We start from the raw sequence: 12,065 nt of genomic DNA, 5'->3' as shown, positions 1-12,065 counted from the left end.
GCCGAACCGAAGCCGGCCTTACCTCGTCCAAGCCCGGCGAGGAGGGCGAGGTGCGATCCACGCAATCCCCACCCCCTTCTTTGCAAGCTCACGCCAGGCCGAAGCGACCGGTCCTCCCCTGCAAGGGGAGGTGGCAGGCCGAAGGCCTGACGGAGGGGTGTCTCGCTATCGAGGGGGTGACACCCCTCCGACGCGCTACGCGCGCCACCTCCCCTTGCAGGGGAGGATTTAGAAGGTGATCGGCGCGGGCGGGTCGACCGAATAATCGTAGAAGCCCTTGCCCGATTTGCGACCCAACCAGCCCGCCTCCACCATCTTGGCGAGCAGCGGTGCGGGGCGATATTTCGGATCCCCGAAATCGGCCTGAAATACCTTGAGGATTTCCAGCAGCGTATCGAGCCCGATCATGTCCGCCAGCGTCAGCGGCCCCATCGGGTGCCCCGCGCCCAGCTTCAGCCCGGCATCGATATCCGGGATCGACGCCAGCCGCTCGCCCGCCGCGAAGATCGCTTCGTTGATCAGCGGCACCAGGATGCGGTTGACGACGAAGCCGGGCGCATCGGCGGCGACGATCGTCGTCTTGCCCGCCTTGGCGCCGAACTCCTCGGCGAGCTTCACCGTCTCGTCCGCCGTCGCCAGCCCGCGGATCAGCTCCAGCAGCGGCATCAGCGGCACCGGATTGAAGAAATGCATGCCGATGAAGCGCGCCGGATCGGGCGCCGCCTGCGCCAGCCGCGTGATCGCAATCGAGGAGGTGTTGCTCGCCAGCACCGCGCCCGGCGCAAGCACCTTGGCGACATCTTCGAAGATCGCGCGCTTCACATTCTCGCGCTCGGTCGCGGCTTCGATGATCAGCGCGGCGTCGCGCATTGGAGAGAGATCGGCGACCGGCACGATCAGCGGAACCGCGGCGTCGCGCTGGTCTGCCTCCAGCTTGCCGCGCTCCACCGCGCGATCGAGCATCTTGACGATCCCGGCCTTGCCCTTCTCCGCGACCTCCAGGCCGACATCGGAGAGCAGCACCTTGATCCCCGCATGCGCGGCGATCTGGGCGATGCCCGCGCCCATCTGGCCCGCGCCGATCACGCCGATACACTCCATCGCCATCGTCATTCCCCGCAAAATCCTCGGCGGGTGCGTGGCGGCAGCGGGACTTGAGATCAACCCCCGATCGGCAGCCCGAGCAGCCGCCGCGCTTGAACCAGATGCGGGCGATCGATCATCCGGCCCTCATGCCGCAGCGCGCCCGCGCCGGGATGCGCAGCGAAGAGATCGACGATCGCCCGCGCCTGCACCAGCTCCGCCTCGCTCGGCGTGAAGCCGCGGTTGATCGTCTCGATCTGCGCGGGGTGGATCGCCATCATTCCCGTGAAACCATCGCGCCGCGCGCGGGCGACATAGGCCGCCAGCGCATCGATCGCATTGATCCGCGGAAACACCGTCTCGATCGCCGCCACGCCCGCCGCATGCGCGCCGAACAAAGTGAGCGCGCGGACCATCTCGTAGGGCGCGGTGTAGCTGCCGTCCGCCTCGCGCGCAGTCGACGCGCCGATCGCGGCGGGAAGATCCTCCGCGCCCCAGGTCAGCCCCGCGAGCTTCGCGCCCACCGCGCCATAGCTGCCGAGCTGGAAGACCGCTGCCGGAGTCTCGGTGGCGATCGGCAGGATCGGCGGAGCCTCGCCCCCGATCATCGCCAACAGCGCCTCGACGCTCGCCGCCCCCTCCGCCTTGGGCAGCACGATGCCGTCGGGCCTGCCTGGCAGCACCGCCGCCAGATCGTCCCCCGTCAGCCCGCCATCGAGCGGATTGACCCGCACGAAAGCCGGGATGGTGCGCTCCGTGCTCAGCCACTCGGCAACCGCCGCGCGGCCTTGGGCCTTCTTCTCGGGCGCCACCGAATCCTCGAGATCGAGGATCAGCGCATCCGCCCCGCTCGCCGCCGCCTTGGCGAAGCGCTCGGGCCGAGCGGCGGGCACGAACAGGAGCGAACGCAGCCTCAAGCCGCGCTGCCCTTGATCAACACCATCCGCAGGCATTGGCAGACGATCTCGTCACGCTGGTTGATCAGCCGATGCGTAAAGGTGACGATCCCGGCGCCGGGGCGGGATTGGCTGGCCTTGAGTTCAGTCACTTCGGTCTCGGCGCGCAGCGTATCGCCGAGGAAGACGGGCTTGGGATGGACCAGCTTGTCATAGCCCAGATTGGCGACGAGCGTACCGAGCGTCGTCTCGCCCACCGAAAGCCCGATCATCAGCGCAAAGGTGAATGTGCCGTTGACCAGGATCTGCCCGAACTCGGACGCCCGCGCCGCCTCGGCATCGATATGCAGCGGCTGCGGATTATGCGTCATCGTCGAGAAGAGCAGATTGTCTGTCTCGGTGACGGTGCGGCGGATTTCGTGCGCGATCCGGTCGCCGATGGTCCACTGATCGAAGAAACGGCCAGCCATCAAATCCTCCCCGGCACGGGAACGAGGACCAGCCGCAGGCTGGTGGAGGGGGCTATCGACAAGTGCTGCGCCCGGCAGACAGCCCCCGCCGTCCCGCCTGCGGCGCGCCACCTCCCCGTATCGGGGAGGATCATGCAGGCCGTCATTCTGCCTTCTCCAGCTTACCGGTATTGCTCACCTGCCGCCCTCGCCGACATTAAGCTCCGCCACTATCCCATCTTCGGCGCCCGCATCCGGATCAACGGCGGTGGTCACTTCGCCACCTCACACCCCGTCGTCCGCTGCGACCAGGTGACGTTGAGCACCTTCCAGCCGTCGCCCTCGCGCACCAAATCGAAATGATCGACGCCGCAATGGTGCGCCCTGCCATCCACCGTGAAGACATAGGGTGACCAGACCATGGCGATATCGCCGTCCACCTCGATCGCGGGATCGGTCAGCCGCTCCTCATAATGCTCCGGCCCGGGCTTGATGCCGCCCGCGAAATCGGCCCAGCTGAGATGCTTGATCGTCCGCGTGCCATCCGGCGCCTCGCGCACCACGGTCGCACCGCCTTCGGTCCGCACTTGTGCGAGGATCGCCGCGCCATCGCGCGCGGCAAGCCCGGCGAACATCGCATCGATCGGTGCCATCACCGCGCGGGTATCGATATCGGCCAGCGGTAATGGGTTGGCCTTGGGCAGCGGTTTTACCGGCGTGATCTGCGCGGCGAGCAGGAAGAGAAGCGGCAAGGGCATGGGTGTCATATCCTGAAAACGCCGACCTGCGCGCGCTCCGGCATGGGCGCGTTCAGCGTGGCGGCGAAGGCGAGTCCGAGGACGTCGCGGATCGGGGCCATGAAGGCCTCGGCGACGGAACAACGCGCCGTCGCCTCGCGGATCATATCGGCGCATTCGCCCAGCGCGAAATCGGAATCAGTCATCGTCATCCTCTCGTCCGCCCTGCTACTCCTGCAGCAGTCGTCGGGAAATTAAACTTTATGCCGACTGGGGCAGGCGCCACGCATAAGGCATTCGCTCCGCATCGAGATCGGCGATCAGGTCCGCGGGCTCATCTTCCAGCATCCAGCGCGTGATCCGCTCATAATGCGCGATGAAGCGGCCAACGGCGGCGTCATCCATCGGCGGCGGCGCATCCGGTCGGCGATCGAGTCCCCGCTCCTGCTCCGCCCTCCAGCCAAGAACGCAGCCGAAGTCCGGCGCGCGGAGCATCAGCCGCAGATCGTAGCGTGCGTTGAACGCGGCATAATCTCCCGCCAGCCGATCGTTGACGAAGCGCCGCCAGCGGCCTGCGCTATCCTCAGCACGTTCGAGCGCGTTGATCGGCGCGGCCAGCATCGCCTCCGGCTGCGCCCGCGCACCGATACACCAGCCTTCGATCAGCACGACATCAACAGGCCCCGCGTGCACCGGCCATTCCGATCGATCGGCGCGATCATCGATCGTCTTGTCGAACCGCGGCAGCGCGACCGTATCCCCCGCCAGCAGCGCATCGACGGTCTGCATCAACAGCGCGATATCGTGCGTGCCCGGCACGCCGCGCGTGGCGAGCAGCGGATGCACCGCGGCGGCAAGCGTCTGCCGCTCGGCGCGCGTCAGATAGAAATCATCGAGCGAGCGCACCACGGTCTGCTGGCCCTGATCGCACAGCAGCTCGGCCAACCGCCGCCCAGTATGCGATTTGCCGCTGCCCTGCGCGCCCGATAGACCGACGAGGATCGGGCGGCCCGCGCGCCTCAGCGTGGCGACAATCGCGGCGGCCAATAGAGCATCGCCGATCGCCAGCCGGTCCTGTGGATCACTCAATCCGACAGCCACATCGTCCCTTCGATAACCGTGACGCATTTCCCGGTAAGGATCACGCGATCGCCCGTCAGCTCGACACCAAGATGCCCGCCCCGCGCCGAGGCCTGATACGCGGTGAAGCGCGTCCGCCCCAGCCGCTCGGCCCACACCGGGGCGATCGCGGCATGGGCGGAGCCGGTCACGGGATCCTCGTCGATCCCCGCGCCCGGCGCGAAGGCGCGGCTTACCACATCGGCGGTCTGCCCCTGTGCGGTAGCGATATAGAGGAAGTCGCCTAGCGGCTTGAGCGCGCGGAAATCGGGGGTCAGCGCGCGCACCGCCGCCTCGTTCGGGTAGACCAGCACCGAATAGCCGCCTTCGTGCCAAAGTGTCTCGATCGGTTCACCGCCCATCGCTGCCGCTATCTCCAGCAGCGGCTTCGGGCTTGGTGCCTTGGCGGGCAGCGTCAGCGCATAGCCGTCCCCCGCCCGATCGATCGTCAGCACGCCGGACTTGCGCGTGCGAAAGCGCACCCGATCGCGTTCGCCGAGCAGGATATGCCCCGAAGCCAACGTGGCATGGCCGCACAGCGCCACCTCCACCGTCGGCGTGAACCAGCGCAGTTCATAGTCCGCATCATCGCCGTCGCAGGGGACGGTAAAGGCGGTTTCGGCGAGATTATTCTCCGCCGCGATTGCCTGCAGCACCGCATCGTCGAGCCAGGCGTCCAGCGGCATCACCGCCGCCGGATTGCCGGTGAAGGGATGATCGGCGAAAGCGTCGATCTGCCAGAGCGGGTATCGGGTCATGGGTAGAGCATTCCTTCCGTCCAGCCGTCGCCTGTACGGGTAAACAGGCGGCGTTCGTGCAGGCGGTGCGCGCGATCCTGCCAGAATTCGATCCGTTCGGCGCGCACGCGAAAGCCACCCCAATGCGGCGGGCGCGGCACTTCGCCGCCCTCGAACCGCTTGGCCATGCTCTCGAACCGCGCTTCGAACGTGGCGCGATCGGCGAGCGGACGCGATTGATCGGAGGCCCAGGCGCCGATCTGCGAATCCCGTCCGCGGGTCGCGAAATAAGCATCTGCCTCCGCATCGGCGACGATGCTCACCGGCCCTTCGATCCGCACCTGCCGCCTGAGCGATTTCCAGTGGAACAGCAGCGCCGCGACCGGCTGCGCGTGCAGCTCCTCCGCCTTGCGTCCCTCGAAATTGGTATAAAAGACGAAGCCGCGCGCATCATGGCCCTTGAGCAGCACCATCCGCGCCGAGGGCTGACCATCCGCGCCGACGGTGGCGACGGTCATCGCGTTGGGATCGTTGGGCTCGCTCGCCCGGGCTTCGGCGAACCAGGCTTCGAACAGGGCATCGGGATCGTCGCTCATGCCCGCCCTCTAGCCGATGCTTTGAGCGCAAGCCACGGGAAGCGGGGGCACCCAATTGCACTATCTCGATCGTGCTCCGGCGCAGGCCGGAGCCTAGGCCTGGAAGCGCTACGCTCATGGCTCTGGACTCCGGCCTGCGCCGGAGTACGAACAGGAGAGATCGATGCCCTATTATACCAAACAGATCGACAGCCCCGTCGGCCGTCTGACGCTGATCGCCAGCGATATCGGCCTTGCCGCGATCCTGTGGGAAAATGACAGTCCGGCCCGCGTCCGGCTCGTACCCCTGGTGGAAACGCCCGATCACCCGATCCTGTGCGAGGCCGAGCACCAGCTCGCCGAGTATTTCGCGGGAAACCTACGCGCCTTCACCGTGCCACTCGATCCGCAGGGAACGCCGTTCCAGCAGCGGGTATGGGCGGCGCTGCGGGACATCCCGTTCGGTGAGACGCGCAGCTATGCCGCGATTGCGCAGGCCATCGGCCACCCGACCGCGACGCGCGCGGTGGGCGCCGCCAACGGCCGCAACCCGCTCTCGATCATCGCGCCCTGCCACCGCGTGATCGGATCGAACGGCGCGCTCACGGGCTTCGCGGGCGGGCTCAAGGTCAAGCAACAATTGCTGGCGCACGAAGCGGGGCCGTGGGCGCTCAGCGCGTAAACAGCGCGACCAGCTCGACATGGATCGACCAGCGGAACTGGCCGACCGGCTTGACCCATTGGAGCGCATAACCACCATCGATCAACGTCCGCGCATCCCGCGCGAAGGTGGCGGGGTTGCAGGAAACATAGACGATGCGCCCCGGCCCAGCGGCGGCCAGCGCAGGGGCCTGTTCCTTGGCGCCGGCGCGCGGCGGATCGAGCACCACCGCATCGAAGCGCGCCAGTTCCTTGGCATCGAGCGGGCGGCGGAAGAGATCGCGATGCTCGACGGTGACGCGCTCCCCGCCCGCCACCTTCAGCGCCAGCGCAGCATCGCGCGCACCCTCTGCGGCATGGACCTTGGCGCGCGAGGCGAGCGGCAGCGCGAAGGTGCCGAGACCGGCGAAGAGATCGAGGACATTCTCGGCCTCTTCGACCGCCTCGCCCACCGCCGCTACCAGCGCCGCCTCGCCATCCTGCGTCGCCTGCAGGAAGGCGCCGGGCGGCAGCGCCACGTTTCGCCCACCCAGCGTCACCGTCACCGGGGCGGGCTCCCACCAGGCCTGCGCGCCATAGCCATCGTCGATCGACAGCCGCGCGAGGCCATGGCCCTGCGCGAACGCCGAAATCGCCTCGCTCGCCTCCAGCCCCTCAGGCGAAACCCCGCTCAGCAGCAGATCGGCACCCTGATCCGCGATCGCCATGCCCACCTCTACGGGGCGCCCGCGCTTGAGCAAAGGCAGCAGCATCGTCCGCAACGGCGCGACCAAAGCGAACAGCTCGGGCCGCAGCACATGGCATTCCTGCATGTCGACGATGCGATGGCTCGCCGCCTCGCTGAAGCCGATCACCACGCGGTTGCCGATCCGCTCGGCGCGGAGTGACGCCTTGCGGCGGGTGCGCGGCGGCGAGAGGTGCGCGGGGCGCAGTTCGGGGGCTGGGATCTTCTGCGCGCCGAGCGCACCCGTCACCCGCTCAGCGATAAAAACCGCATAGCTCTCATCGTCGATATGCTGGAGTTGGCAGCCGCCGCAGCGCGGGAAGTGGCGGCAGGGCGGCGTGACATGGTGCGGGCCGGGCGTGATCTCGGCATCGATCGCCACTTCGTCACCCGGCGCGGTGAGCGCAACATGGCGGCCGTCTTCGGTGACGCCGTCGCCGCGCGCGGCCAAGCGCAGCACGATACTCATATCTCTGGGCTCATGCCTTCGCCACCGTCGTCTTGAGCGCGAACAGCAGATCGTCGGCGATGAGCACCGGCCCCGCGCGCTCGGCGGCGCGGATGTGCAGCCAGACGGCGGCCTGCACCGCGGCGAAGGCATCGAAGCCGTGGACCGGCATCTGCGCGAGCATCGTCGCGACGATCCCGGTCAGCACATCGCCCGTCCCCGCTGTCGCCAGCCAGGGCGGGGCGATCTCGGTGATCGCGGCGCGGCCATCGGGCGCGGCGATCACCGTCGATCCGCCCTTGAGCAGCACGATCGCGCCGGAGGTCTCGGCAGCCTTGCGCACGGCGGCGAGACGATCATTGCCGATCCGCCCAAACAGCCGCGCGAACTCGCCCTCATGCGGCGTCAGCACGCGCGGGGCTGCGACGCGCTTGAGAGCATCGAGCCCGATCGTCTTGAGCAGCGCCAGCGCGCCTGCATCCAGCACCGCCGGCCGATCGACCGCCAGCACCGCTTCCAGCTTGGCGCGGCTTTCGGCGCTATCATCCAGCCCCGGCCCGATCGCGATCGCCGAAATGCGCGCGTCGGCGAGCACCGTCTCGTTCCACAACCGCCGCACCAGCGCATAGGGCGTTGCGGTCTCCGTCTGGTCCAGCGCCAACTCGACATAGCCCGCGCCGCTGCGCATCGCGGCGATCGCACTCAGGTGCGCGGCGCCGGCCATCGCGCCGCCGATCACCACCACCTTGCCGCGGGTATATTTGTTGTCGCCAGGATGGGGATCGCGCAGTGGCGGCGGCGTCACGAGGTGGAGTTTGTGATCGGCTGGGATCGGCAGATCGATCGGCGCCAGCACCGTGCGATCGGAGAGCGTGGCGGCGGGCAGCAACAGGTGCGCGGGCTTGAGCGCGCCGATGGCAATGGTCAGCGCATTATTGGGCAGATCGCCCTCGGCAGCACCGGTATCGGTGACCGTGCCGCTCGGCAGATCGATCGCGATGCGCTGCTTGCCCGCCGCACGCAGCCATTGCGCAAGATCGGGGGCAAGCGCGCGGGTCTGGCCGCTGCCGAACAGCGCATCGATCGCCACCTCCGCTGGCTCGGCCACGCCCGCAATCGCTTCGACCGGCCCCGTCCAGCGCGCGCGCATCGCCTTGGCCGAGTCGGTGCGGGGATCCGCCAGCGCCACAACGCGCACCACAAACCCGCGCTCGGCGAGCGCCCGCGCGATGACATAGCCGTCGCCACCATTGTTGCCGGGGCCGCAGGCGACCAGCATCGTCCGCCCCGCAAACCGTTCGGCGATGATCGCCGCCGCCGCCTGCCCCGCCTGCTCCATCAGATCGATCGGCGCGATGCCGCCATCGAACAGCGCCTGCTCGGCGGCGCGGGTTTCCGCAGCGGTCAGCACCGCGGTCTGTTCGATGCCTTCGAGCTGCGGCCAATAATGGGATGCCGACATTACAGCGCATCCCGCGTCGCGGCGATGATCGGCGCCAGCCGCTCCGCCCACGCCGCCACGCCAGGCCCATCCCCGATCAGATCCTGCCGCACTTCGAGGCCGAGATAGGGAATGCCGTTGGCCTCGCCATGCGCGTTCATCGTCGCGTTGAGCACTTTGCCCGAATAAGGCTGGTTATCGCCGGTGACGATCTCCGCCGCTTCGAGCAGCGGAATCGCAATCCGCGCGGCACGATCGTCCTGATTGTAGAGCACGCCTATCTGCCAAGGCCGGTCAGCGCCGCCCTCCCGAAGCATCGGCGTGAAGCTGTGGAGCGAGATCAGCAGCTTCGGCGCGTTAGTGGCGATGCTTTCCGCCACTGCGTTATGGTAGGGCCGCCAATAGTGTTCGATCCGCGCCGCATGAGCGTCCGCATCCAGCGCGATATTGCCCGGAATGCGATGGCCATCGCTGGCGGTGGGGATCAGCCCGGGGGCATCTTCCTCGCGGTTGAGATCGATCACCAGCCGGGAGATCGGCCCGAGCAGCCCGGGACAGCCAAGCGCCGCGCACAAGGCCCGCCCCAGCGGATCGACGCCGATATCGATCGCGACATGCTCGTGGAGCAGCGCCGGATCCACCCCAAGATCGACACCTTCCGGCACATGGTTCGAAGCATGATCGGTGATCAGCAGCAGGCCGGCGGCCGCGTCCCCGGCAATGGAGATCGGGCTCATCCGCGCACCCGCGTCGCCATTTGCCACCAGCCTGCGGGCATCGCCGCCGCCGCCGTATCGCGCGCGGCATCGTTTCCGAAGAGCGCGAAGCAGGTGGCGCCCGATCCGGACATCCGCGCCAGCACCACGCCAGCCTGCGCACGTAGCGTGGCCAGCACCGCATCGATCTCGGGCCGGAGGGCGCGGGCGGGCGGTTCGAGATCGTTGCGCGCGTCCAGCGCCACGTCCAGCGGATCACCCTCGGCCAGTGCTCCGCGATCCTGCCCGTCCCAGCCCTGAAACACCGGCCCGGTCGCCAGCGGCAGACGCGGGTTGACGAGCAGCAGCGCCATCCCCGCCAGCCGCCCCGGCTCGACGGACGCCAGTTCATCGCCCCGCCCCGTCCCCCGGCAGGTGCGCGAGAGCAGGCAAGCGGGCACATCCGCGCCCAGCCCGGCGGCGATCGTCATCAGCCGCGGATCGTCCTCGGTGACACCCTCGGCCCGCGCGAGCAGGCGCAGCGCCGCCGCCGCATCCGCCGATCCCCCGCCGATCCCTGCCGCGATCGGCAGCGCCTTTTCGAGCCGGAAGCCCCGAGCCTCGGTTCCGAACGCCTCGGCGAAAGCGACCGCCGCCCGCGTCACCAGATTATCGCCATCGGCCTGGAGCCCGGCGGCGAACTCCCCCTCGATCACCAGCCCCGGCGCATCGCTCAGCGTCAGCCGGTCGCCATCCTCGGCGAAGGCGAAAAAAGTCTCGATGGCGTGATAGCCGCTCGCCTCGCGCGCCCGCACATGCAGCGCGAGGTTGATCTTGGCGTAAGCCGTTTCAGTGAGCGTCACGGCGACGCGGTCGCCTGCGTCCAGCCGTCGGCGATCTTGGTATCGAGCCGGCTCTTGTCCTTGTCGTCCGCGCCGACCAGCGCCGCGCGCCAGGCATAGCGCGCCTCGATCCGCCGCCCGGTCGCCCAATAGATATCGCCGAGATGCTCGTTGATCGTCGGCTCGCCGGGATCGGCGGCGGCGGCATGCTCCAGCAGCGGCAGCGCCCCCGCCGTATCGCCGTTGACGAACCGCGCCCAGCCGAGCGAATCGGTGATCGCGGTATCGTCGGGCCGCAGCCGGCTCGCCTGATCGATCAATTGCACCGCGCGCGGCAAATCCTCGCGCCGCGAGAGCAAGGAATAGCCGAGGTGGTTGAGCGCCACCGGCTGATCGGGCGCCAGCGCCACCGCTTTCTCCAGCGCCGCCTTGGCACCGGCCCAATCGTCCGTATTCTCCAGCGCGGTGCCGAGCTGGAGATAGCGCGGCCAGAGCGAATCCTTGGCCGCCGGATCGGTCAACGCCACCGCCTTTTGATAGGCTTTCGCGGCATCGTCGGAATGATCGAGCGCCAGATAGGTATCGCCCGCCCGCTCCCACACCGCAGCATCGTCACCGGCGCTACGCACATCCCTGGCGACCACGGCGAGCGCCGCATCCTTGTCGCCGCCATCCAGCAGCAGCGAGAGGCGGAGCGATTCCGCGCTCTGGGCGAAAGGATCGCCGGACGCGACATGGTCCAGCGCCAGCGCCGCCGCCGCGGGCCGCTTGGTCAGCGCGAGCAGGTTGGCGGTGGCGATCCAGGCGGTACTGTTCCCTGGATCGGCAAAGGTCGCCATCCGAGCGATCAGGATCGCCACGGGGGCAAGCCGCTGGCGGCTCAAATCCACCGCCACCTGCGTCAGCAACTCGGAGACGCCCGCCGCCGCGCCGTTCATGCGGACATCGATCCGGCCATCGCGCGCCAGCATCGCCCGCGCTTCGCCCGAAGGCCCGTCATTGCCGGCGAGCAGCGCGATCGCCTCGGGCTGACGCTTGGCACGGGCGAGTTCCGCCGCGGCCAGGATGCGGATGCGCGCCCCGAACTGGGGCTGGCTCTTGATCAGCGCGATCGCGGCATCGGTCTGGCCGCTGGCCAGCAGGATCAGCGCCCTGGTCGAGCTGTAATAGGCCGCCGAGAGACCGCTGCTGCGCGCGTCTTCCAGCGCCAGCAGCGGATCGCCGCTACCTTCACCCAGCGTGATCCACGCCCGCAGCAGCGGCGCCAGGAAAGCGAAGAGCTTGCCGCTGTTCAGCCGATCGACGCTGGCGCGCGCCGCCACCCAATCCTTGTCGCGGATCGCATCGACCGCAAACAGCAACGGGCCATCGGGCGGCAATTGCCCCTGCTTGTCGAGGATATGCGCGGCGTTGAGCGCCAGCGCGTGATCGCCCGCGACCATCCCCTGCCGATAAGCGCGCTGCGCCAGCGTTACGCTGCCGCCCTCGCCCGCCAAAAGCGCCTGCATCTCCACGCTCGCCCCGCCGAGATCCCCCGCCGCATCGGCGGCGCGGAAGCGGACGTAGCGCTGCGCATCGCTCATCGCCGGCGCCGAGGCCAGCGCGGGGCCGGCGAGCGCGAACAGGACGAAGGGGGTCAGGCGCTTCAAAGCTCGTCTC

The 12,065-nt window shown here is 68.6% G+C and carries 14 protein-coding genes; 1 reads left to right on the top strand and 13 read right to left on the bottom strand.

Going from position 1 to position 12,065, the window contains the following annotated elements; genetic code table 11:
- Positions 1–228: 228 nt before the first annotated feature.
- From FHS31_RS00350 to pdxH, 8 genes are all read right to left on the bottom strand, one after another.
- Positions 229–1,101, bottom strand: coding sequence for a 3-hydroxyacyl-CoA dehydrogenase family protein (locus FHS31_RS00350; protein ID WP_167071985.1), 873 nt, complete (start codon positions 1,099–1,101; stop codon positions 229–231).
- Between the two features lie 59 nt (positions 1,102–1,160).
- Positions 1,161–2,000: an HpcH/HpaI aldolase/citrate lyase family protein gene (locus tag FHS31_RS00345; RefSeq protein ID WP_167070952.1), complete on the bottom strand. Its 840-nt coding sequence runs from the start codon at positions 1,998–2,000 to the stop codon at positions 1,161–1,163.
- Positions 1,997–2,449, bottom strand: coding sequence for a MaoC family dehydratase (locus FHS31_RS00340; protein WP_167070951.1), 453 nt, complete (start codon positions 2,447–2,449; stop codon positions 1,997–1,999). Before FHS31_RS00340 ends, FHS31_RS00345 begins: the two co-directional genes overlap by 4 nt.
- 251 nt (positions 2,450–2,700) lie before the next feature.
- Positions 2,701–3,195, bottom strand: coding sequence for a nuclear transport factor 2 family protein (locus FHS31_RS00335; RefSeq protein ID WP_243843184.1), 495 nt, complete (start codon positions 3,193–3,195; stop codon positions 2,701–2,703).
- Positions 3,192–3,371, bottom strand: coding sequence for a hypothetical protein (locus FHS31_RS00330; protein WP_167070887.1), 180 nt, complete (start codon positions 3,369–3,371; stop codon positions 3,192–3,194). Before FHS31_RS00330 ends, FHS31_RS00335 begins: the two co-directional genes overlap by 4 nt.
- Before the next feature lie 55 nt (positions 3,372–3,426).
- Entirely contained in the window at positions 3,427–4,254 is an 828-nt protein-coding gene (locus FHS31_RS00325) for a kinase (protein WP_167070950.1), read from the bottom strand.
- On the bottom strand, positions 4,251–5,042 hold the full coding sequence (locus FHS31_RS00320; protein ID WP_167070949.1) for a PhzF family phenazine biosynthesis protein: 792 nt from the start codon (positions 5,040–5,042) through the stop codon (positions 4,251–4,253). Before FHS31_RS00320 ends, FHS31_RS00325 begins: the two co-directional genes overlap by 4 nt.
- A complete protein-coding gene (pdxH, locus tag FHS31_RS00315) occupies positions 5,039–5,617 on the bottom strand; it encodes a pyridoxamine 5'-phosphate oxidase (RefSeq protein ID WP_167070948.1) in 579 nt (192 codons plus the stop codon). Before pdxH ends, FHS31_RS00320 begins: the two co-directional genes overlap by 4 nt.
- Before the next feature lie 163 nt (positions 5,618–5,780).
- Here pdxH and FHS31_RS00310 point away from each other — a divergent pair, with 163 nt between their 5' ends.
- A complete protein-coding gene (locus tag FHS31_RS00310) occupies positions 5,781–6,278 on the top strand; it encodes a methylated-DNA--[protein]-cysteine S-methyltransferase (RefSeq protein ID WP_167070947.1) in 498 nt (165 codons plus the stop codon).
- Here FHS31_RS00310 and FHS31_RS00305 read toward each other — a convergent pair.
- From FHS31_RS00305 to FHS31_RS00285, 5 genes are read right to left on the bottom strand one after another with little or no spacing between them, the layout of a single operon-like run.
- Complete coding sequence (locus FHS31_RS00305; protein WP_167070946.1) at positions 6,268–7,449, bottom strand: class I SAM-dependent RNA methyltransferase; 1,182 nt, start codon at positions 7,447–7,449, stop codon at positions 6,268–6,270. The two genes, FHS31_RS00310 and FHS31_RS00305, sit on opposite strands and share 11 nt — an antisense overlap.
- Before the next feature lie 10 nt (positions 7,450–7,459).
- Complete coding sequence (locus tag FHS31_RS00300) at positions 7,460–8,890, bottom strand: NAD(P)H-hydrate dehydratase (protein ID WP_167070945.1); 1,431 nt, start codon at positions 8,888–8,890, stop codon at positions 7,460–7,462.
- Positions 8,890–9,606, bottom strand: coding sequence for an N-formylglutamate amidohydrolase (locus FHS31_RS00295; RefSeq protein WP_167070944.1), 717 nt, complete (start codon positions 9,604–9,606; stop codon positions 8,890–8,892). The genes FHS31_RS00300 and FHS31_RS00295 overlap by 1 nt, the downstream gene beginning before the upstream one ends.
- Positions 9,603–10,427, bottom strand: coding sequence for a 4-(cytidine 5'-diphospho)-2-C-methyl-D-erythritol kinase (locus FHS31_RS00290; RefSeq protein ID WP_167070943.1), 825 nt, complete (start codon positions 10,425–10,427; stop codon positions 9,603–9,605). Before FHS31_RS00290 ends, FHS31_RS00295 begins: the two co-directional genes overlap by 4 nt.
- Complete coding sequence (locus FHS31_RS00285) at positions 10,424–12,055, bottom strand: tetratricopeptide repeat protein (protein WP_167070942.1); 1,632 nt, start codon at positions 12,053–12,055, stop codon at positions 10,424–10,426. The genes FHS31_RS00290 and FHS31_RS00285 overlap by 4 nt, the downstream gene beginning before the upstream one ends.
- Positions 12,056–12,065 lie beyond the last annotated feature (10 nt).

The organism is Sphingomonas vulcanisoli (assembly GCF_011761305.1).
In the GTDB taxonomy this organism is placed as follows: Bacteria; Pseudomonadota; Alphaproteobacteria; order Sphingomonadales; family Sphingomonadaceae; genus Sphingomonas_I; species Sphingomonas_I vulcanisoli.
This window is presented reverse-complemented; position numbering and strand designations above follow the sequence as displayed.